18 protein-coding genes are annotated in these 21878 nt (G+C 68.2%); 9 read left to right on the top strand and 9 right to left on the bottom strand.

Annotation, left to right across the window (positions count from 1 at the left end):
* Positions 1-26: 26 nt before the first annotated feature.
* Positions 27-1517: a CoA-acylating methylmalonate-semialdehyde dehydrogenase gene (locus N2M23_RS08225; RefSeq protein ID WP_265444662.1), complete on the bottom strand. Its 1491-nt coding sequence runs from the start codon at positions 1515-1517 to the stop codon at positions 27-29.
* Between the two features lie 60 nt (positions 1518-1577).
* Between N2M23_RS08225 and N2M23_RS08220 the strand changes: the two genes are divergently transcribed.
* Positions 1578-2936 carry an aminotransferase class I/II-fold pyridoxal phosphate-dependent enzyme gene (locus tag N2M23_RS08220; protein ID WP_265444661.1) on the top strand — a complete coding sequence of 453 codons (1359 nt, stop codon included), beginning with the start codon at positions 1578-1580 and terminating at the stop codon, positions 2934-2936.
* A gap of 19 nt (positions 2937-2955) precedes the next feature.
* On the opposite strand, the gene N2M23_RS08215 is transcribed toward N2M23_RS08220, so the two are convergent.
* From N2M23_RS08215 to N2M23_RS08200, 4 genes are read right to left on the bottom strand one after another with little or no spacing between them, the layout of a single operon-like run.
* A complete protein-coding gene (locus tag N2M23_RS08215; protein ID WP_265444659.1) occupies positions 2956-4002 on the bottom strand; it encodes a TIGR03842 family LLM class F420-dependent oxidoreductase in 1047 nt (348 codons plus the stop codon).
* Positions 4002-5399: a dihydropyrimidinase gene (gene hydA, locus N2M23_RS08210; RefSeq protein ID WP_265444657.1), complete on the bottom strand. Its 1398-nt coding sequence runs from the start codon at positions 5397-5399 to the stop codon at positions 4002-4004. The genes N2M23_RS08215 and hydA overlap by 1 nt, the downstream gene beginning before the upstream one ends.
* The gene (locus N2M23_RS08205) at positions 5396-6979 is read right to left on the bottom strand and encodes an NCS1 family nucleobase:cation symporter-1 (protein ID WP_265444655.1); all 1584 of its coding nucleotides are present in this window, start codon (positions 6977-6979) and stop codon (positions 5396-5398) included. The genes hydA and N2M23_RS08205 overlap by 4 nt, the downstream gene beginning before the upstream one ends.
* Positions 6980-6986: 7 nt before the next feature.
* Positions 6987-7832, bottom strand: coding sequence for a nitrilase-related carbon-nitrogen hydrolase (locus tag N2M23_RS08200; protein ID WP_265444654.1), 846 nt, complete (start codon positions 7830-7832; stop codon positions 6987-6989).
* A gap of 143 nt (positions 7833-7975) precedes the next feature.
* On the opposite strand from N2M23_RS08200, the gene N2M23_RS08195 reads away from it, so the two are divergent.
* Positions 7976-8563: a GAD-like domain-containing protein gene (locus tag N2M23_RS08195; protein WP_265444653.1), complete on the top strand. Its 588-nt coding sequence runs from the start codon at positions 7976-7978 to the stop codon at positions 8561-8563.
* A gap of 76 nt (positions 8564-8639) precedes the next feature.
* Here the strand turns inward: N2M23_RS08195 and N2M23_RS08190 are convergent, their stop codons facing one another.
* On the bottom strand, positions 8640-10517 hold the full coding sequence (locus N2M23_RS08190; RefSeq protein WP_265444651.1) for an NAD(P)/FAD-dependent oxidoreductase: 1878 nt from the start codon (positions 10515-10517) through the stop codon (positions 8640-8642).
* Positions 10518-10629: 112 nt separating this feature from the next.
* On the opposite strand from N2M23_RS08190, the gene N2M23_RS08185 reads away from it, so the two are divergent.
* The gene (locus tag N2M23_RS08185; RefSeq protein WP_265444650.1) at positions 10630-11829 is read left to right on the top strand and encodes a sigma-54-dependent transcriptional regulator family protein; all 1200 of its coding nucleotides are present in this window, start codon (positions 10630-10632) and stop codon (positions 11827-11829) included.
* 31 nt (positions 11830-11860) lie between these two features.
* On the opposite strand, the gene N2M23_RS08180 is transcribed toward N2M23_RS08185, so the two are convergent.
* Positions 11861-12877 (bottom strand): hypothetical protein, encoded by a 1017-nt coding sequence (locus tag N2M23_RS08180; RefSeq protein ID WP_265444648.1) that lies wholly within the window; start codon positions 12875-12877, stop codon positions 11861-11863.
* 11 nt (positions 12878-12888) lie between these two features.
* The gene (locus tag N2M23_RS08175; protein ID WP_265444647.1) at positions 12889-13917 is read right to left on the bottom strand and encodes an LGFP repeat-containing protein; all 1029 of its coding nucleotides are present in this window, start codon (positions 13915-13917) and stop codon (positions 12889-12891) included.
* Between the two features lie 454 nt (positions 13918-14371).
* On the opposite strand from N2M23_RS08175, the gene ileS reads away from it, so the two are divergent.
* From ileS to N2M23_RS08155, 4 genes are read left to right on the top strand one after another with little or no spacing between them, the layout of a single operon-like run.
* Complete coding sequence (gene ileS / locus N2M23_RS08170; protein WP_265444646.1) at positions 14372-17647, top strand: isoleucine--tRNA ligase; 3276 nt, start codon at positions 14372-14374, stop codon at positions 17645-17647.
* 2 nt (positions 17648-17649) lie between these two features.
* Entirely contained in the window at positions 17650-18159 is a 510-nt protein-coding gene (locus N2M23_RS08165; protein WP_265445118.1) for a GNAT family N-acetyltransferase, read from the top strand.
* Positions 18143-19543 carry a bifunctional folylpolyglutamate synthase/dihydrofolate synthase gene (locus tag N2M23_RS08160; RefSeq protein WP_265444644.1) on the top strand — a complete coding sequence of 467 codons (1401 nt, stop codon included), beginning with the start codon at positions 18143-18145 and terminating at the stop codon, positions 19541-19543. The genes N2M23_RS08165 and N2M23_RS08160 overlap by 17 nt, the downstream gene beginning before the upstream one ends.
* Complete coding sequence (locus tag N2M23_RS08155; protein WP_265444643.1) at positions 19540-19965, top strand: DUF4233 domain-containing protein; 426 nt, start codon at positions 19540-19542, stop codon at positions 19963-19965. The genes N2M23_RS08160 and N2M23_RS08155 overlap by 4 nt, the downstream gene beginning before the upstream one ends.
* On the opposite strand, the gene N2M23_RS08150 is transcribed toward N2M23_RS08155, so the two are convergent.
* Positions 19925-20338 (bottom strand): DUF6069 family protein, encoded by a 414-nt coding sequence (locus tag N2M23_RS08150; RefSeq protein ID WP_265444642.1) that lies wholly within the window; start codon positions 20336-20338, stop codon positions 19925-19927. The genes N2M23_RS08155 and N2M23_RS08150 overlap by 41 nt on opposite strands.
* A gap of 244 nt (positions 20339-20582) precedes the next feature.
* On the opposite strand from N2M23_RS08150, the gene N2M23_RS08145 reads away from it, so the two are divergent.
* Both N2M23_RS08145 and ndk read left to right on the top strand, forming a co-directional pair.
* The gene (locus N2M23_RS08145; protein ID WP_265444640.1) at positions 20583-21404 is read left to right on the top strand and encodes an undecaprenyl-diphosphate phosphatase; all 822 of its coding nucleotides are present in this window, start codon (positions 20583-20585) and stop codon (positions 21402-21404) included.
* Positions 21405-21452: 48 nt separating this feature from the next.
* On the top strand, positions 21453-21878 hold the full coding sequence (gene ndk, locus N2M23_RS08140; protein ID WP_265444638.1) for a nucleoside-diphosphate kinase: 426 nt from the start codon (positions 21453-21455) through the stop codon (positions 21876-21878).

Here is a 21878-nt window from a genome sequence, read left to right as displayed (position 1 = left end):
GAGATTCCTTCTCGTTGCGGGGTGACTCAGCGGGTCGTCGGGAAGCCGAGGTCGACCTGCGAGGTCGCCGGGTCCGGCCACCGGCTGGTGACGACCTTGCCGCGGGTGTAGAAGTTGATGCCCTCGGGTCCGTACATGTGGGAGTCGCCGAAGAGCGACGCCTTCCAGCCGCCGAACGAGTAGTAGGCGACCGGCACCGGGATCGGCACGTTGATGCCGACCATGCCGACCTCGACGTCGTTCTGGAACTCCCGCGCCGCGCCGCCGTCACGGGTGAAAATAGCTGTGCCGTTTGCAAATTCGTTTGCGTTGATCAGCTCCAGCGCTTCCTCGAAGGTCTCGCAGCGAACCACCGACAGCACCGGGCCGAAGATCTCGTCGGTGTAGACGCTCATCTGCGGGGTGACGTTGTCCAGCAGCGTGGTGCCGAGGAAGAACCCGTCGTCCGGGACGTCGGCGGAGCGGCCGTCGGTGACCAACGTCGCGCCGGCCTCCTCGCCCGCGGCGATGTAACCGGCGACTTTGTCGCGGTGCTCGGCGGTGATCAGCGGTCCCATCTCGACGCCCGCCTCGGCACCATTGCCGATCCGCAACGAGGGCAGTCGTTTTGCGATGGCCGGGACCAGGTCGTCGGCGACGTCGCCGACGGTGACGCAGACCGAGATCGCCATACAGCGCTCGCCGGCGGCACCGTATGCCGCGGACACCGCCGCGTCCGCGGCAAGGTCGAGGTCGGCATCGGGCAGCACCACCATGTGGTTCTTGGCGCCGCCGAGTGCCTGCACTCGTTTGCCGGCGTGCGTGCCCTTCTCGTAGATGTAACGCGCGATCGGGGTGGATCCGACGAAGCTGACCGCAGCCACATCGGGGTGGTCCAACAGCGCGTCCACTGCCGTCTTGTCGCCGTGCACGACGTTGAAGACGCCGTCGGGCAGGCCGGCTTGCTTCCACAGGCGTGCCAGCAGCAGCGAGGCGGACGGGTCCTTCTCGCTGGGCTTCAACACGAAGGTGTTGCCGCATGCGATTGCGTTGGCGCACATCCACAGCGGCACCATTGCCGGGAAGTTGAACGGCGTGATGCCCGCTACCACCCCGAGCGGCTGCCGGATCGAGTAGACGTCGACACCGGTGGACGCCTGCGACGAATAACCCCCCTTGAGCAATTGCGGTATGCCGGTGGCGAATTCGACGTTCTCCAACCCTCGGGCCAGCTCGCCCTTCGCATCGCTGAGCACCTTGCCGTGCTCGGCAGTGAGGATCGCGGCCAGCTCGTCGGCGTGGTCGTGGACCAGCTGCCGGAAGGCGAAGAGGATCCCCGCGCGCTGCGACAGCGAACTGCGCGACCAGGTCTTGGCCGCTTCCTTGGCGGCCTGCACCGCGGCGTCCACCTCGCCGACGTCGGCCAGGTCGACCTCGCCGGTCTGCTGCCCGGTTGCCGGATTGAAGACTGGTCCGGTGTTGCCCGAGGTGCCGGCGCGCTCGGCCCCGTTGATCCAGTGGTGAATGCCCGTCGTCATACCGGACACGCTACGTGTGGTCGGGTAGCGTGACAATAGAAACAATGTAATGTTACAAACATGGCGACCGCACGGGAATCCACCATCGACGCGATGCGGGCACATCTGGCCGAGCCGAGCTCGCGGGGGATTGCTGACGCGGTGACCGCCGCACTCCGATCCGGAGAACTGTCCGCAGGAGATCTGCTGCCCCCGGTGCGGCAGGTCGCGCACCGGTTGCAGGTCTCACCGACCACCGTCAGCGCCGCCTGGTCGCTGCTGTCCCGGGCCGGGGCAATACGCACCGACGGCCGTCGGGGGACCCGGATCGCGTCACTGGAGCAACGCGGCCCGGCGCGCTACCGGCAGGCGCTGGAGACGCGGCCGGCCTTCGCCCTCGACCTCGCCACGGGGGTGCCGGACCCGCTGCTGCTGCCCGACCTGGGACCGGCAGTGCGCAAAATCCGCACCGGGTCCGGGCCGAGCAGCTACCTCGAGGCTCCGGTGCTGCCCGAGCTGGAAGCGCAACTGCGCGCGACCTGGCCGGGTGAGCCCGAGCGCATCACCGTGGTGGACGGCGCGATGGACGCCTTGGACCAGGTGATCGGGCAGTTCGTGCGGCCGGGTGATCGGGTGGTGGTCGAGGACCCGACCTTCCCCCAGATCCTGGACCGGCTGGAGGCCGCCGGAGCGGTCGCGGTGCCGGTCGCCGTCGACCGGCACGGCATGCGATCGGACGCGCTCGCGGAGGCGTTGAGCGGCCGGGTGCGGCTCGTCGTACTCCAACCGCGCGGGCACAACCCGACCGGTGCGACGCTCACCCCTGCCCGGGTAGGGGAGCTCTGTCGCGCGCTCGCCGACCACGACTGTCTGGTGATCGAGGACGACTCGGCCGGCGACCTGTCCGACCATGGCCCGGTCAGTCTGGCGCGACGACTGCCGGCGCGCACGGTGCACATCCGCAGCTTCTCCAAGTCGCACGGTCCGGACCTGCGCATCGCTGCGGTCGGCGGTCCAGCCAGCCTGATCGACCCGCTCGTGGAGCGACGTCTGCTGGGTCAGGGGTGGACCTCTCGGCTGCTGCAGCAGGTGCTGCTTGAGCTGCTCCGGGATCCGGCAGGGGTGCGGGCCGTGGCCGACGCCCGGGTCGAATACGCCCAGCGCAGAAGGCTGTTGGCCGACGGACTGGCCGCCGAAGGCATCGACCTTCCAGACGGTGAAGGCTTGAACCTCTGGCTGCCCGTCGTCGACGAGGCGGCGGCGCTCGTGCTGCTGGCCAGCCGGGGCATCGGTGCTGCCGCGGGCCGCCCGTTCAGCGCGGCGGCAAGCCCCGAGCCGCACCTGCGCGTCACCTGCGGGCTGGTCGCGACCGACCACGAACACCTTGCCGTCCAGCTCGCGGCCGCGGCACGGGCACCGGGCTGGTCCGGCCCGCGATAGTGGACCTGCTGGCCCCAGGTCAGGTGGTCGCCGCCCCGGCCCGGTTGACCTGCGGCAGCACGTGCTCGGCATACCCGGCCAGCGTGTGCTCCTTGGCGTCGTGCTGCAGGTAGACCGCGAACTGGTCCACGCCCAGCTCGCGCAGTTCCTCGATGCGGCGCACCTGCTCCTCGACCGGGCCGATGATGCAGAAGCGGTCGACGATCTCGTCCGGCACAAACGCGGCGTGGGTGTTTCCCGCGCGGCCGTGCTGGTTGTAGTCGTACCCCTCGCGGCCGGCGATGTAGTCGGTGAGCGCCTTGGGCACACCAGAGGATTCGCCGTAGCGGGTGACGATGTCGGCCACGTGGTTGCCGACCATGCCGCCGAACCAGCGGCACTGTTCGCGAGCGTGTTTCAGCCCCGCGTCGCTCCCGTCGGTGACGTATGCCGGGGCGGCCACACAGATCGTCAGCTCGTCCGGATCGCGACCGGCCCCTTCGGCCGCGTCCCGCACCGCCTTGATCATCCATGCGGTGATCTGCGGATCGGCCAGCTGCAGGATGTAGCCGTCGGCGACCTCGCCGGTCAGTTGCAGCGCCTTCGGCCCGTATGCCGCGACCCACACACCGAGACGGGACCGCTCGGCCCAGGGCAGCCGCAGGGTTGCGCCCTCGTGCTCGACCGCGCGACCGTTGGCCAATTCCCTGATCACGCCTACGGATTCGCGCAGTGCGCCGAGTGTCGCCGGCCGGCCGCCGTTGACCCGGACCGCCGAGTCACCGCGGCCGATGCCGCACACCGTGCGGTTGCCGTACATCTCGTTGAGGGTGGCGAAGAGGGACGCGGTGACCGTGGAGTCCCGGGTGGCCGGGTTGGTGACCATCGGTCCGACGGTGACGTTGCGGGTGCGGTCCAGGATCTGCCCGTAGATCGGGTAGGGCTCCTGCCACAGCACGTGGCTGTCGAAGGTCCACACGTAGTCGAACCCGCACCGGTCTGCCTGCACGGCCAGATCGACGACGCGCGCCGATGGAGGAGTCGTCTGCAGCACGACCCCGAAGTCGAGCCGGGAGCGCCGCGCCATCAGACGAGGTACTGCGACAGGGAGCGCTGCTGGAAGTGGCCTCGGCCCGGCGAACCGCTGAACTCGCCGTCCGCGAGGATCACCTCACCCCGGCTGAGCACGGTCTCGACGCGACCGGTGAACTCCCACCCCTCGTAGACCGAGTAATCGACGTTCATGTGGTGTGTCTGCGCCGAAACCGTCTGGGTTGCCTGCGGATCGTAGATCACGATGTCCGCGTCTGCGCCGGGGGAGATGGTGCCCTTCCTCGGGTAGAGACCGAACATCCGCGCGGGTGTCGCGGCGGCGATCTCGACCCAGCGGGCCAGGCCGATCTCACCCTTGGTGACGCCCATGTGCAGCAGGTCCATCCGGTGCTCCACACCCGGCAACCCGTTGGGTATGGCGCGGAAGTCGTCCCGGCCGAGTTGCTTGTCCGGCACGAAGCAGAACGGACAGTGGTCGGTCGCGACCACCGACAGGTCGTTGGTGCGCAGGCCGCGCCAGAGTTTTGCCTGCTCCTCCTGCGGCCGCAGCGCCGGCGTGCAGACGTACTTGGCTCCCTCGAAATCTGGTCGGGCCAGGTCGGATTCGTCGAGGAAGAGATATTGCGGGCAGGTCTCCCCGAAGACGTTGCGTCCGGCGTCGCGGGCTTGCGCGACGACGTCGACGGCCTCACCACTCGACAGGTGCACGAAGTAGAGCGGTGCGCCGGTGACTTCGGCCATCCGGGTGGCGCGGCCAACCGCCTCTGCTTCCAGCGCGATTGGTCGGGTGAGGCCGTGATACTTCGGCTCGGTGTGGCCGGCGGCGATCGCGCGGGTGACGATCTGGTCGATGGCCGCGCCGTTCTCGGCGTGCATCATGATCGTCGCGCCGTTGTCGGCCGCCCGGTACATCGCCTGCATGATCTGGTCGTCGGTCGAGAGGAACACCCCGGGGTAGGCCATGAAGAGTTTGAAGCTGGTCACCCCCTGGTCGACCAGGACGTCCATCTCCTTCAGCGAAGACTCGTTGACGTCGGCGAGGATCGCGTGGAATCCGTAGTCGATGCAGGCCTTTCCGTCGGCCTTGGCGTGCCAGGTGTCGACTGCCTCCTGCAGCGACCCGCCCTTCTTCTGCACCGGGAAGTCGATGATCGTGGTCGTGCCGCCCCACGCGGCGGCGCGGGTGCCGGTCTCGAAGTCGTCGACACTGAACGTGCCGCCGAACGGCATGTCGAGGTGCGTGTGCACGTCGATGCCACCGGGCAGCACGTACTTGCCGGTCGCATCAATGGTCTTGTCGGGGACGAGCCCCAGGGTCTGCGCGGTGCCAGGCGCCAGCACCGCGGTGATCGTCTCGCCGTCCACGAGCACGTCGGCAGGGGTCACACCCTGCGGTGAGACAACCTCGCCACCAGAGATGAGCGTCGTCATACGGTCACTCCTTCGTCTTCGGGAGCGTCCGTCGGACGCTCCGAGTCGTCATACGAGACAGGGACTTTCAGTGCTTTCATCAGGATCGTGTAGAGCACGGCGGCGACGACGAGGCCGACCAGCCAGCCGTAGTCGGCGAGCGGCTTGAGCAGCGGGATCAGCCCGTCCACCGGGAATGGGCCGGTCTTGTTGCCCTTGGCGTCGACACCCGAGTAGGAGCCGCCGGCGGCGAGTATCGCGGCGACCGCGAACGAGAAGACCGCCACCCAGTTCCAGCCGCCGGAATACCAATAGAGGCCCTTGCCGCGGGTATAGAGGTCGCGGACCACGAGGTTCTTGCCGCGCACGAACCAGTAGTCGGCGAGCAGGATCCCGGCAACCGGTCCGAGGACCGCGCCGATGAACCCGAGCCAGGTGAAGATGTAGATGTTCGGGTCGGAGACCAGCTTCCACGGGAAGATCAGCACCGACAGCACGCACGTGATCAGCGCGCCCTTGCGGAAATCGATGTACTTGGGTGCCGCGTTGGCGAAGTCGTACGACGGGCTCACCAGGTTGGCGGCGATATTCACCGACAGCGTCGCGATCATCACCGTGGCGAGCGCGAGCAGGGTGCCGATCCAGTTGTCGATCCGGGCGGCCAACTGGATCGGGTCCCAGATCGGCTCGCCGTAGACCTTCTCCGATGCCGAGGTGACCAGCACCGACAGCAGCGCGAAGAGAGTCATCGTGGTCGGCAGGCCGTAGGTCTGGCCGAGCATCTGCTGCCGCTGGGAGCCGCCGAACCGGGTGAAGTCGGAGATGTTGAGCGACAAGGTCGCCCAGAACGCGATCATCCCCATCAGCGCGGGGCCGAAAGCCTTGCGGAACTCCGCGCCCGACATCGTGCCCGGCTGCGAGAGGATGTCGCCGACGCCGCCGGCCTTGATCCACATGTAGACCAGCAGCGCGACGGCGGCGACCAGCACGACCGGCGCGGCCCAGTTCTCGAAGTGCTTCAGGGTGTCGATGCCGCGCACGATGATCGCGATCTCCAGCAGCCAGAAGATCAGGAAGCTCAGCCATTGCGTCCAGGCGAAGCCGCCGATCTGGGAGGCGTTGGCCCAGCCGTCGCCGAACATCTTCCCGGCGAGCAGGAAGATGCCCTCACCGCCGATCCACGTCTGGATGCCGAACCAGCAGGTCGCCGCGAAGGCGCGTACCAGCGCCGGCAGGTTGGCACCGAACACCCCGAAGGAGGAGCGCGCCAGCACCGGGAACGGGATGCCGTACTTCGTGCCGCCGTGTCCGTTGAGCAGGATCGGCACGAGCACGATGACGTTGGCGGCGAGAATGATGAAAACTGCCTGTTTCCAGGACATTCCGGCCGCGATCAGACCAGAGGCGAGCAGCCAGGAGGGGATGTTGTGGCTCATCCCGACCCACAGGGCGGTGTAGTTGTAGGTGTGCCAGTTGCGGTGTGGCAGGTTGACGGGGGCGAGGTCGTCGTTGGCGAGGGCCGGGTCGTTCAGCGCGGATGCGTCCTCAAGGGTGACACGGCCGTCGGCATGCTGCCGCTGACCATGTATGACGGCAGTCACCGCATGCTCACTTGTCGGTGATGATCGAGTAGGTCTCGGGGCGGCGGTCCCGATAGAACGCCCATTGGTCGCGCACCTCGCGGATGACGTCCAGGTCGAGGTCGCGCAGCACGAGCTCCTCGACCTGGTCGGACGCGACGTCGCCGACATACTTGCCGCGCGGGTCCACGAAGTAGGACGTGCCGTAGAAGTCGTTGTCGCCGAGGTCGGACTCGATGCCGACCCGGTTGAGCGCGCCGACGTAGTACATGTTCGCCACGGCGGCGGCCACCTGCTCGACCTCCCAGATGTATTTCGACAGGCCGCGGGAGGTGGCACTGGGGTTGAAGACGAGCTCGGCGCCGGCCAAGCCGAGTGCGCGCCACCCCTCGGGGAAGTGCCGGTCGTAGCAGATGTAGACCCCGACCTTGCCGACCGCGGTCTCGAAGATCGGCCAGCCGTCGTTCACACCGGGCCGGAAGTAGAACTTCTCCCAGAAGCCCTTCACCTGGGGGATGTGCGTCTTGCGGTATTTGCCGAGGTATTTGCCGTCGGCGTCGATCACCGCGGCGGTGTTGAACAGCACACCCGGCTGCACCTCCTCGTAGACCGGCAGGATCAGCACCTGTCCGGTCTCCTTGGCGATGGAGCTGAAGCGCTGCACGATCGGACCGTCCGGCACCTGCTCGGCCCAGGAATACCACTCGCTGTCCTGCACCTGGGCGAAGAACGGGCCCATGAAAAGCTCCTGGAAGCAGAGCACCTGATTGCCTTGTTTCGCGGCCTCGTGGGCGATCTCCTCGTGCGCGTCGAGTTGCGCCGCCTTGTCCCCACGCCAGTGGGTCTGGAACATCCCTGCCTTGATGACCGCCATGCGCTCCGGCTCCTTCGTTCCCGTGATGGAAAAAAGTCACGCTAGCGCCACGGTGGTCGAAAACGGGCCGGTTCGGCGAGATTCGTCGGGCGCGCGCTACCGTCGGAGGCGAAGCGCCATACAACAAAGGGAGAAGAGCACCGATGCCCGACCGGATCGCGCTGCAGCAGTTTGTCGACGCCTTCCCGCCTGACGGCGGCACCCGCGTGCCGACCGACCCGTTCCTCACGTATGGCGAGGGTCACGCACCCGACGCCCTCGTCGAGCTGTGGCGCACCCACGGTCTCGGCTGGTATGGCGGTGGCCGCATTGCGCTCGTCGACCCGGGCGAGTGGATGGCGACCCTGCAGACGTGGTTCGGCAACGAGGTGGGCAGCTTCCCGATCGCGGTGACCAGCTTCGGCCACGTCTACCACTACGACCGGCCGGCCGGGAAGGACCGGATCCAGTGCCTGGACCCGCACTTCCAGAACAACCAGGTGGTGGCCGAGGACATCAGCGAGTTCTTCAACAGCCACCTGCCCGGCAACAGCTCGCACCTGGCCGACCTGCACGCGCTGCACAACGCCTCGCGCGACGCCAAGGGCGAGCTCGGGCAGGACGAGATCTACTACTTCGAGCCGATGCTCGCGATGGGCGGCCAGGTGCGGATCGAGAACCTGCGGTCGGGCAACGGCCCCGATCATCTCGCCGAGATCCACCGGGCGGTCGGGGCGCGCGCCGGAGCGTGAAACCCGTTCCGCGCGGTGCAGATCGCGTGCCATGCCACGCGACCTGCACCGTCCGGGACTGCCGTCATACGCCGGATCAGGAGGTGTGGTGCACCTCCTGCAGCCGGTAGACCGGCGTCGGGATGCCCTCGTAGCGCGCCTTGAGCTGTAGCGCGAGGTAAAGCGAGTAGTGCCGTGACTGGTGCAGGTTGCCGCCGTGGAACCACAGCGCCTCCTGCTGGGTGGGCTTCCACATGTTGCGCTGCTCGCCCTCCCAGGGGCCTGGGTCCTTGGTGGTGTCCGAGCCGAGGCCCCAGACCTTGCCGACCTTGTCGGCGGTCGCCTGGTCGATGATGTCGGCCACCCAGCCGTTCATCGAGCCGTAGCCGGTCGCGTAGACGACCAGATCGGCGGGCAGCTCCGTCCCGTCGTCGAGTATGACGGAGCTCTCGGTCAGGTGGTCGACCTGACCATGTGCCAGCTTCACCTTGCCGTCGCAGACCAGGTCCGCGGCGCCCACGTCGATGTAGTAACCCGACCCACGGCGCAGGTACTTCATGAAGAGACCACTGCCGTCATCGCCCCAATCGTGTTGGAAACCAACGGCTTCCAGCCGGTCGTAGAAGTCCTTGTCGCGCTCCTTCATCCGCTCGTAGAGGGGGATCTGAAACTCGTGCATGATCCGGTAGGGGAGTGAGGCGAAGATCATGTCGGCCTTCTCGGTGGTCACCCCGCCCGCGAGCGCACGCTCGGAGTAGAGGTCGCCGAGGCCGATGTCCATCAGCGTCGCGGACTTCACGATGTGCGTCGACGAGCGCTGCACCATCGTCACGTCGGCGCCGTGCTCCCACAGCGCCCCGCAGATGTCGTGGGCGGAGTTGTTCGAGCCGATCACCACGACCTTCTTGCCCTCGTAGGCCTCCGGCCCGGGGTGCTGCGACGAATGCTGCTGCTCACCCGAAAAGACATCCATGCCAGGGAAATCCGGCAGGTTCGGTTTGCCCGACATGCCGGTCGCAAAGACGAGGTGCTTCGGCTCGAGCACGATCTGCTCGCCGTCCCGGTCGACGACGACCCGCCACGTCTGCGAGCTTTCGTCATACGTCGCCGAGCGCACGGTCGACTTCGACCAGTAGGGCACTTCCATCACCCGGGTGTACATCTCCAGCCAGTCACCGATCTTGTCCTTGGGCGCGAAAACCGGCCAGTTCGCTGGGAATTGGAGATAGGGCAGGTGGTCGTACCAGACCGGGTCGTGCAGGCAGAGGCTCTTGTAGCGGCCGCGCCACTGGTCGCCGGGCCGGTCGTGCTTGTCGAGCACCACATGCGGCACGCCCAGCTGGCGCAACCGCGCCCCGAGCGCGATCCCGCCCTGGCCGCCGCCGATCACCACGACATACGGCTGCTGCTCGCGACCGAGTGTGGCTTCCTCCTCCTGCTTGCGCTCCAGCCACGACTTGCGCCCGGGCGCCAGCTGGTGCTCGACGCCCTGGGGACGACGCTCGCCGAGGCCCTCCTCGTGACCCTTGAACTCGCGCAGGGTGGTCAGCAGCGTCCAGCCCCGCAGCTGGCCGTCGTCGTCGGCCTTGAGCCGCAGGTGCCCCTTGCCACGGCCCACCTCCGTTTCGAAGGCGACCCAGCCCTCGATTACGCCGTCGGTCTCGGTGACCGGCTCGGTGAACTCGAAGGCCTGCGGCGCCGCCTGGTCCAGGGTCGCGGCCAGCAGGTCGCCGATGCCGTCCCGGCCCTCGGCGGTCGTGATGTTCCAGGTCAGCGCGACCAGGTCGCGCCAGAAGCTCTCAGTGCCGAACAGGCCGGTCACCGCGTCGACGTCGCGCGCGTCGAGCGCGGCGTTGAAGTCGGCAAGCCACGCATCGGCGCGGGCCTGGGCGTCGGTGCCGTCGGTCGCCGGGCGGGAGGACGCGCTCTGCTCGACGGGCGCGGCACCGGTGTCGGGTTCGAGTGTCTGGGTCATGGCGCAACCTTCCGAATCGGGGAATGTGATCCACAGCACACCGCGCCGGTTAGGCTTGTCGGAAGCGTTGCACCACGTTGCAGCCGCACCAGGCGGCGAGCAGGAGACCCCGTTGACCGACTACAGCGCCATCAGCGCCGGCACCGACCTGACCCGTTACGCACACGAGCTGGTGCGGATGCACGATGCACTCATCGGCGGCAGCCGGTCGGCGATGCAGCCGCGGCCGCTGGTCGAGCGGTCCTGGCAGCGGGTGATGCAACTCGGTCTGGTGCCGGACCGGCCGGGCGCTCGCGATCCGCTGCCGATCGAGGCACTTGAGCGTCGCCGGCGTGGGTCGCCGCTGCGGCTGGTGATCGACGACCTGGAGCGGGTGATCTCCTCAGTCGCCGACGCTTCGCACTTCCTGATGGTGGTCACCGACGGCGACGGGGTGATCCTCTGGCGCAAGGGCGCTCCGGCGGTGCGGCGGCGGGCGGACGAGTTGGGTTTTTGCGACGGTGCGCGGTGGACCGAGGAGACCGTCGGCACCAACGCGATCGGCACCGCGCTGGCCGAGGCATCGCCGGTGCAGCTCTTCTCCGGTGAGCACTTCGAGCAAGCCCAACACCCTTGGTATTGCACGGCTTTCCCGATCCACGACCCGCGCACCGGTGAGCTGCTGGGCATCGTCGACATCAGCGGCCCGGCGCTGACCCTGCACCCGGCGATCGGCGCTCTCGTCGAGACTGCGGTGCTGCTGGCCGAGTCGTTGTTGCACCGGCATCACGCGGCGGCGCTCGAGCGGTTGCGCCAGGCGGCCGAGCCGATCGTGGCCGCCGCCGGCGGCCCCGCGCTGGTCGTCGACGACGCCGGCTGGGTGGCGCACAGCCTGGGGGTCAGCACGCGGGACCGCATCTCGGTGCCGAGCGCCGACCGGCCGCTCGCGGTGCCCGGCCTCGGGCTGTGCCTGCCCGAGCGGCTCGACCACGGCTGGCTGGTGCGGCCGTCGGGCGGCGACCGCGGTGTTGAGGCACGACTCGAGCTCGGTGAGTCACCGGTGGTCGAGGTGCGCTCGGAAGGCGAGCCGTGGCGAATTGCGTTGTCCCCGAGGCGTGCCCAGATCCTGCGCGAGCTCGCCCGTGCGGGCCGCGAGGGTATGACGGCACAGCAGTTGTCGGTCGCGCTCTTCGGCGACGGCGAGCACACCGTGGCCGCGCGCGCGGAGGTTTCCCGCATGCGTCGCAGTCTGGGCGCGATCGTCGCCGGCAGCCCCTACCGGATCGCTGAGGGCGTGCGGCTGACGGTCGCGACAGCGGGCGCGACCGACTGAGCCGGAAGGGTTCAGCCGGTCGCGGCCTGCGTCATACCGACTCGATGACCGCGCCCCCGGTGGCGGTCCAGCGGATGGTCGCCTTCTCGAAGCGCTGCTTGCGGCCTGCGCCGTCGGCCTCCTCGTCGGCGAGCGGGTAGCCGAGTTGTCCCTCGCGGCCGGACCTCTCGAACTTCTTCAGGATCTCCCCGTGGATCAGGTGCGCGCCGGTCTGCTGCGACCAGAGGATGAGTGCGCCCTCGAAGTACTGGTAGCGACCCTTTGTGCCGGTCGGTGATGCGCCCGCGTCGAGCTCGTCCATGGTCGGGAAGCCCCACGCCTTCTCCGAGCCGGTGTTGCGGTAGGTGCTGAAGATCAGGCCATGCACCAGGAACGGCGCGGCAGCCCCGCGCTTCCAGATGATCATGCCGTTCTGGAAGTCCCGGAACCGGCCGGAACCAGCTGGGTTCGTGCTGAATTCGTCGTTCGTGGGGTTGCCCATGATCGATCGGTTGTTGCCCTGCAGCCACTTGGCGTTGATCAGGCCGTACGGCTTGAGGATGTCCACGCCGTTGTATCGCACCGGGTGGTAGCTGGCCTGCAACTCGGTGCGGGAATGGTTGTAGATGCGTTCGCCGCTGCCGGTGTGTTCCATGGCCTGGAAGACGTTGCGATCTGCGTCGTTGATCCAGTGACTGAAGATCATCACGTGGCCCGAGGCGCCGGGTAGCGGGTTGTTGACGGCGTCGCCGGGTTGCAGGTCGTTCCAGGCAATGCGGAACGCGCCGAACTGCTCCATTTCGGAGGTTCCCCGGCCGGGAGCCCAAGCGCCCCACGCGTAGGCGACGAAGCCGGAGCAGTCCTCGCGGTAGCCGTCGTAGTAGCCGGGCGGTTCGGATCGGTAGGGCAGATTCTTGCTGATCCGGTAGCGCGCCCGGTTGAGGACGTCCTCGCGGCCGATGGCGCCGAACGCCGATGCCGACGGTGCCGCGATCGCGGCCGCCGCCGCGGTGACCGGAAGCGCCACCGAACCGGCGATCAGCGTGCGGCGTGAAATGTGCAATGTCATCGTGCGAGCTCCTACTTCTTGGTCACGACGGCGCCACCGGCGGCCGTCCAGTTGATGGTCGCGTTCTGGAACTGCTGCACCCGCCCGCCGGCGCCGTCATCGGTCTCGTCGGAGGTCGGGTAACCGAGCGCTGCTTCGCGGCCATTGGTCTCGAAGGCCTTGAGGATCTCGCCGTGCACGATGTGCGTGCCGGTCGGCTGACTCCAGAGGAAGAGCGCGTTCTGGAAGTACTGGTAGCGGCCGGTGGTGCCGTCGGGCGCGGCGGCCGCCGCGAGTTCGTCCATCGTCGGAAAGCCCCAGGCCACTTCGGAATTGGTGGCCCAGAACTTCGTCAGGATGTCGCCGTGCACCCAGTGCGCACCGGTCGGTGCGGTCCAGATGATGATGCCGTTGCGGAAGAGCTGGAACCGGCCGCCGAGCTTGGCCGCTTCCTCGGCGCGCACCAGCGGGCCGACCTCGCCGCCGGCGCCGCCGAGCGCGGCGTATTTTTTGCCGATCTCGCCGTAGGGCTGCCGTGCCTGGTTCATCAGGTTCTGGGCGGTGGCCTGCGCTTGTCCGTAGCGGCCCCGCAGGTCCTCCCTGGGGCGCTCGACGTCGGCGGCGAGGGTGCCTGCGTCGCGGTAGTTCTGGACACCGAGCTTGTTCGCCTGGTTGACCCACCAGTTGGTCGAGTAGACCACGTCCTTGCGCTGGGCGTAGGTGCCCCAGAAGTCCTGCAGCTGAAAGACCCCGACGGAGGTCTCCTGTCCGCAGCCGAGGTTGTTCATATGCGACTCGACCCACCCGGCCTCGAACATCGCCAGCATCGTGATCGGCGCGACGTTGCGCGCCTGGCCAACCTCGTAGACCTTTCGGATCACGGCCGGGTCGGCCGTCGCGGGCAGGCCGCTGCATGACAACAGCGCACGCTGCGCGGTCGCCGACAGCGCGGTCAGCGGGACGTGGCCGCTGCCGTCGTCGGCGGCTCGAGCCGGCGGGGTCGCGACGGCGAGGGTGACGGCGGCGGCCAGGCAGCCGGCGGCCGGTAGAAGTCTGCGCATAGGGGTTTTTCCTCCGGGTGACGGGACGAGTGACCTCTTCATGAATAGGTCCCGCCGGGCGGGACGGACAACCACCGGATGGCCAAGTTTCGGTAAGGGTTTGGAAAATTTCATCATCTGATATTCGAGAACGGGAAATATGTTACATCTCGCTACGCCCGTCGGTGCTGGTTGTCGCGGATTCGATTGGCGGTGTCCGGCAGGAGGTCCGTAGACTGGGACGAGCAGCGTTCGAGCCGTCATCAGCGGCGAGCTTCCGGAAGAACCGCAGCCGTGAGGGTGCGCACTAGAACCGGACGGGACGAGCCCGTCACAGCTCATGCACGAGCGGTCGCCGGCCCCGGCATACGGGATCGGCGGCAAGCGAGGTGGTACCGCGGTGCCGATCGGAAATCCGGTCGGATGTCGTTCTCGCAGCAAGAGATTCGACCGACCGCGAAAGAGTGCACCCGCCATGGCCTACCCCAAGGTCGACCTGACGTCCGAGCAGCCACACGGTGTGGCCCCGAGCGCCGACTTCCCCGACATCGAGGTCGCGGTGCTGAAGTACTGGGACGCCGACGGCACCTTCCGCGACTCGGTCGAGCAGCGCGACGCCGGCAAGGACGGCGACAACGAGTTCGTCTTCTACGACGGGCCGCCCTTCGCCAACGGCCTGCCGCACTACGGTCACCTGCTCACCGGTTACGTCAAGGACCTCATCCCGCGCTACCAGACGATGCGCGGCAAGCGGGTCGAGCGCCGCTTCGGCTGGGACACCCACGGGCTGCCCGCCGAGTTGGAGGCGATGAAGCAGCTCGGCCTGAAGACCAAGGACGAGATCCTCGACATGGGGGTCGACAAGTTCAACGCCGCCGCGCGCGACTCGGTGCTGCGCTACACCCAGGAGTGGCGAGACTACGTCAATCGGATGGGTCGCTGGGTCGACTTCGACGGTGACTACAAGACGCTCGATCCCGACTTCATGGAGTCGGTGCTGTGGGCCTTCAAGAAGCTGTATGACGAGGGCCTGGTCTACGAGGGCTTCCGCGTGCTGCCCTACTGCTGGAACGACGAGACCCCGTTGTCCAACCACGAGCTGCGGATGGACGACGACGTCTACCAGATGCGGCAGGACCCGGCGGTCACCGTCGGATTCACTGCAACGAGTGGGGAACTCGCCGGTGCGAAGCTGCTGATCTGGACGACCACGCCGTGGACGCTGCCGTCCAACCTGGCGATCATGGTGCGCCCCGACATCGACTACGTCGTGGTCGAGAGCGACCTGCCGACCGGCCGCACCGAGCGCTACGTGCTGGCCGAGGCGCGGGTCGCGGCATACGCCAAGGAACTCTTCGGCGACGCATCAGCCGACTGGCAGGGCCACGTCGTGCAGCGGCTCACCGGCGCCGACCTGCTCGGCACCACCTACGCGCCGCCGTTCGGTTACTTCGACGGCCACGAGGGCGCGTTCCGGGTCGTCGAGGCCGACTTCGTCACCACCGGCGACGGCACCGGGCTGGTGCACAGCGCCGGCGCCTTCGGTGAGGAGGACATGGAGGTCACCGACCGCGAGGGCATCGCGCCGGTGATGCCGGTCGGCCCCGACGGGAAGTTCACCTTCCCGGTCGCGGAGTACGAAGGCATGCAGGTCTTCGACGCCAACCCGCACATCATCGACGACCTCAAGGCCGGCACCGGTGCGGTCACGCCCGGCACGGTGCTGCTGCGCCGGGAGACCTACGACCACTCCTACCCGCACTGCTGGCGGTGCCGTAACCCGCTGATCTACATGGCGGTGTCGTCCTGGTTCGTGCAGGTCACCAAGTTCAAGGACCGCATGCTCGCCCACAACCAGGAGATCAACTGGGTGCCGGGCAACGTGCGAGACGGGCAGTTCGGCAAGTGGCTGGAGAACGCCCGCGACTGGTCGATCTCGCGAAACCGCTTCTGGGGCAGCCCGATTCCGGTGTGGAAGTCGGACAACCCGGAGTTCCCGCGGGTCGACGTCTACGGCTCGTTCGCCGAGCTGGAGCGCGACTTCGGCGTCAAGGTCGACGACCTGCACCGACCCGGCATCGACCAGCTGACCCGGCCCAACCCCGACGACCCGACCGGGAAGTCGACCATGCGCCGGGTCGAGGACGTGCTCGACGTGTGGTTCGACTCCGGGTCGATGCCCTACGGCCAGGTGCACTACCCCTTCGAGAACGCCGACTGGTTCGAGCACCACTTCCCGGCCGACTTCATCGTCGAATACATCGGTCAGACCCGCGGCTGGTTCTACATGCTGCACATCCTGTCGACCGCGCTCTTCGACAAGCCGGCGTTCAAGAACGTCATCTGCCACGGCATCGTGCTCGGCTCCGACGGGCAGAAGATGTCCAAGTCGCTGCGCAACTACCCCGACGTCACCGAGGTGTTCCACCGCGACGGCGCCGACGCGATGCGCTGGTTCCTGATGAGCAGCCCGATCCTGCGCGGCGGCAACCTGGTCGTCACCGAGCAGGGCATCCGCGACGGCGTGCGTCAGGTGCTGATGCCGCTGTGGAGCAGCTGGTACTTCTTCAGCCTCTACGCCAATGCCGCTGGTATCGAAGGCCGTTGGTCGACCGACTCGACCAACGTCATGGACCGCTACATCCTGGCCAAGACCCGCGAACTCGTCGAGACCGTGCAGCGCGACCTCGATGAGTTCGACGTCGCCGACGCCTGCGACGCGGTGCAGTCCTTCCTCGACGTGCTGACCAACTGGTACATCCGCCGCTCCCGCGAGCGCTTCTGGGGCACCGGTGACGACGCCGCCGACACGCAGGCCGCCTTCGACACGCTCTACACCGTGCTCGAGGTGACCTGCCGGGTCGCCGCGCCGCTGCTGCCCTTCGTCACCGAGCAGGTATGGCGGGGGCTCACCGGCGGCCGGTCGGTGCACCTGACCGACTGGCCGGTCGCCGCAGACCTGCCCGCCGACAGCGGCCTGGTCGAGGCGATGGACCGCGCCCGTGCGGTGTGCTCGACGACGCTGTCGGTGCGCAAGGCCGAGCAGTTGCGGGTGCGGCTCCCGCTGGCCGAGCTGACCGTCGTCACCGCCGACGCCGACAAACTGGCGCCCTTCACCGGGCTGATCGCCGACGAGGTCAACGTCCGCAGCGTGCGGCTGGTCGACGTGGCCGACGCCGGCGAGTCCGATTTCGGGGTGACCACCAAGCTGACCGTCAACGCCCGAGCCGCCGGACCGCGCCTCGGCAAGGACGTGCAGCAGGCGATCAAGGGCAGCAAGAGCGGCGACTGGTCGGTGGCCGAGGACGGCACCGTGACCAGTGGCGGCCTGCAGCTGCAGGGCGGCGAATACACCCTGGAAACAGTCGTTTCCGACGAGGCGCGCGCCGGTCAGGTGCCGGCGATGCTGCCTGGGGGCGGCTTCGTCGTGCTCGACACCGACGTCACCGACGAGTTGCGTGCCGAGGGTCTGGCGCGCGACGTGATCCGTGCGGTGCAGCAGGCCCGGCGCACGGCCGACCTCGACGTCAGCGACCGGATCAGCCTCGGCGTCGCCGGTGACGACGAGGTCTGGCAGGCGACCGTCGCCCACCAGGAGCTGATCATGCGCGAGACGCTCGCGGTGCAGTTCGGCTCGGCCGGTGCCGGGCATGACCTGCCCGGCGGCACCCTCGCCGATCTCGGCGGTGGCAAGCAGGTGACCATCACGGTCAAACGGGTTGCGGCGCAACCGACCGAGCAGGGGGCGTGAGGATGAAGGTCGCGAACGGGGTGCTGCTGCGCGCAGCCACCGGAGAGGACCTGCAGGGCGTGGTCAAGGTCGGTCAGCGCACGTGGCCTGCGACATACGCCCCGATCGCCGGAAAAGACTACGTCGCAATGGGTTTGGCGAAGTGGTGGACGGCCGACGCAACCGTGCCGGCGATCCGTGCCGGCCGGGTCACCGTCGCCGAGTTCGACGACGAGATCATCGGGATGACGTCGGTCGGCCCGTTGGACGGGCACCTGGCACTGTGGAAGCTCTACGTGCTGCCCGAGTATCAGAGTGGTGGCGTCGGTGGCATGCTGCTGCGCGCCGCGATCGCCAAGGCCAAGGCCGACGGCTACGACGAGCTGCGGCTGTCCTACCTGGACGGCAACGACTCGGCGCGCGGCTTCTACGAGCACTACGGCTTCGTCGAGATCGGCCGGGAGAGTTCCGGTTCCGGGGTGCCCGACTCGGTCTGGCTCAAGCTGAACCTGGAGGATGGCACGCATGGCTAGTGGACGACCGGACGCCGCGCAACGCGACGCCGAGCACAAGCTCGAGGTGCGCAAGCGGCTGCGCGAGGTGACCGACGAGATCCTCGCGCGCACCCCGGAGAGCTCCCCGGAGCCGTCGCTGGAGCGGGTGCGCCAGATCATGGAGCTGCTCGGCGACCCGCAGCGCTCCTTCCCGGTGATCCATCTGACCGGCACCAACGGCAAGACCACCACCACCCGGGTGATCGAGCGCATCCTGCGCGAGACCGGCCTGTCGACCGGGCGCTTCACCTCGCCGCACCTGCATGACATGCGTGAGCGAATCAGCTTGAACGGCAAGCCGATCGACGCCGAGCGCTTCATCGAGACGTATGACGACGTGCTGCCCTACGTGCGCATCGTCGACGAGCGCGCGGAAGCCGAGGGCGAGCCGCGCACCACCTACTTCGAGATCCTGGTGGTCATGGCCTACGCCGCCTTCGCCGACGCGCCGGTCGACGTCGCGATCGTCGAGGTCGGCCTGGGCGGCGTCTGGGACGCCACCAACGTCGCCGACGGCCAGGTCTCGGTGATCACCCCGGTCTCGCTCGACCACACGCGGCTGCTCGGCTCCACGCTGGAGGAGATCGCGATGGAGAAGCGCGGCATCGTCAAGGACGGCGCGATCACTGTCGTCGGCCGGCAGGAGCCGGTCGTCGACGAGGTCATCGCGGAGCGGGTCGCCGAGGTCGGCGCGACCGTGCGCCGTGAGGACACCGACTTCGAGGTGCTCGAACGCGAGCAGGCCGTCGGCGGTCAGCAATTGACCGTGCAGGGCCTCGCCGCGGTCTACCCCGACCTGTTCGTGCCACTCTTCGGCGAGCACCAGGCGCACAACGTCGTCACCGGCATTGCCGCTACCGAGGCGTTCCTCGGCGGGGGAGAGCAGCCGCTCGACCTCGAGGTGCTGCAGGCAGCGCTCGCCGAGCTGACCTCGCCGGGCCGGCTCGAGATCGTCCGGCGGTCACCGACCGTGCTGGTCGACGGCGCGCACAACGCCGCCGGCGTGCGCGCGCTGCGCGACGCGCTGGAGGATTCGTTCAACTTCGCCCGGCTCGTCGGCGTGGTCGCGATCTTCGCCGACAAGGACGCCGAGGACATGCTGCAAACTCTTGAACCTGTGTTGGATGAGGTTGTCATCACTCGCAATTCGTCGCCGCGGTCGGCCGACCCGGCCCAGTTGGGCGCGCTCGCCGTCGACATCTACGGCGAAGACCGGGTGAGCATCGAGCCAGGCCTGGCCGACGCGATCGACCGGGCCGCCGAACTCGCCGACGAGGGCGGCGTCGCCGGCGGCGTGCTCGCGACCGGTTCGATCGTCACCGCCGCCGACGTGCGCGCGATGCTCGGCGCCACCGACACGTGAAAACCGCTGTGCAGCAACAGATCGGCGGCCTCGCCGTATACGGCGTTCCCGACCGTATGACGCGTCGCTTCGCCGGCATCGTCGTCGGCTCGGAGACGCTCGCGGTCTTCCTCGGCGCGCTCGTGGCCTGGGCCATCGCCAAGGCGCAGGGCAACGAGGCGCACACGTCATACCTTGTGGTCGGACTCGTGCTCGCGGTGCTCTGCATCGTGGCGGCCGGGTCGCTGCGGCGACCCTGGGGTGTCACCCTCGGCTGGCTGATCCAGCTGGCCACGATCGCATCGGCGGTGATCGTGCCGATGATGCTGATCGTCGGGGCGATGTTCGCGGCGCTCTGGGTCACGGCGCTGCACCAGGGCCGCAAAATGGACGAGCTGACGCTCAGCGCGTCGTCGCGAGCCGGCGAGCAACCACGGGAATGACGATGAGCGCCGCGACCAGGTGCAGCGTCATCAGCACCGCGGCGCTCGCGGCGTCGAAGCCGAAGGTCGCGTCCGGCACCACCGACAGCACCGTCAGCGCCACGGTGGTGCGCACGAAGGTGCGGCGCGGACGGCGGGCGACGCGCGCCATGACGACGGCCATCGCGACTCCGACGAGGGAGAAGACCGCGGTCAGCTGAGTGAAGCCCAGCAACGGGATCGCGCTGCCCCCGGCCTCGAACGAGACGCCGGCGGCTGACGCGAGCGCGGCAAGGGCCGTGGTGACGATCGACGCACCCGCGGCTGCGGCGACTCCGCCCTTCCAGACCGAGGCGGTGGTGGAGCCAGTGGCGGTTGCGGTGAGGACGGACATGATGGTCTCCGTTTCGGATTCGGCGACGGCCCCCGGTGGGCCGTTCTGACAGGTCCACGAATACGGAGCGGCCGATACGACACGTGGCGCCGAAGAAAATCCGGGAGCCGGCGGCTCGGCGCCGGCGGCGGGTGTGTCGCCGTCGGTCGCGCCGGGCATCTGTGCGACCCTTCTCCCGGCCCGGGAACGACCCTGCGGCCCACCCATCACGGGTAACGAACTCAAGGAGCGGGCGGGCAATACGATGACGTGGATCGAAGCGATCGTCCTCGGGATCGTGCAGGGACTGACCGAGTTCATCCCGATCTCGTCGTCCGCGCACCAGCTGATTGTCGGCCGGTTGTTCTTCGACAACGACGGCGGTGGCTCCGCATTCACCGCGGTCAACCAGCTCGGCACCGAGACCGCGGTGATCGTCTACTTCTGGCGCGACATCGTGCGGATCATCAAGCACTGGGGGCTCTCGGTCGCCGGCAAACTGCCCAAGAGCGACCCGGACGCCCGGATGGGCTGGCTGGTCATCGTCGGCACGATCCCGATCGGCATCCTCGGCCTGGTCTTCAAAAGCTTCATCGAGGGTCCGCTGCGCAACCTGTGGGTGACCGCATCGATGCTCGCCCTCTTTGCGATCGTCATCGCGGTCGCGGACAGCACCGCCAAACAGCGCAAAACCCTGGACGACCTGGACACCAAGGACGGTCTGCGGTTCGGCCTGTGGCAGGCGCTCGCCCTGATCCCCGGTGTCTCGCGGTCCGGCGGCACCATCGCCGGCGGGTTGTTCATGGGGTACACCCGTGAGTCGGCCGCGCGCTACTCCTTCCTGCTGGCGATCCCGGCCGTTGTGCTCTCCGGGCTGTTCGAACTCAAGGACGTCTCCGACGGCTCGAGCGACGGCTGGGGCCAGATCGCGGTCGCGACCGTGCTCGCGTTCGGCGTCGGGTATGCCGTGATCGCCTGGCTGATGCGCTACATCTCCAGCCACACCTTCCGGCCGTTCGTCTACTACCGCCTGGCGCTCGCGGTCGTGCTCTTCGGGCTGCTGATCAGCAACCAGATCGCCGCGTAGCACCGGGCAGTGGCGCCCCGGCATACCCGGTCCGGTTGAATAACGCCCATGGAACGCACCCTGGTCATCGTCAAACCCGACGGATTCGCGCGCGGCCTCACCGGTGAGGTGCTGCGACGCATCGAGGCCAAGGGCTACGGCCTCTCGGCGCTGCGCATCGACACCCCCGACCGTGACCGGCTCGCGAGGCACTACGCCGAGCACGAGGGCAAGCCCTTCTACGGGCCGCTCGTCGACTTCATGTCCAGCGGGCCGGCGACCTTCGTGATCGTCTCCGGCGACCGCTGCATCGAGGGATTCCGCGCGCTCGCCGGTGCCACCGATCCGACGACGGCAGCTCCGGGCAGCATCCGCGGCGACCTCGGCCGCGACTGGGGTCTGCCGGTGCAGCAGAACATCGTGCACGGCTCGGACTCCCCGGAGTCGGCAGAACGCGAGATCGGCATCTGGTTCCCCGAGCTTGCGGCAGACTAA

The sequence above is a fragment of the Flexivirga meconopsidis genome (genome assembly GCF_026162425.1).
GTDB lineage: Bacteria > Actinomycetota > Actinomycetes > Actinomycetales > Dermatophilaceae > Flexivirga > Flexivirga meconopsidis.
Note: the sequence above shows the minus strand (reverse complement) of the source record. Positions and strands in the feature narration are given on the sequence as shown.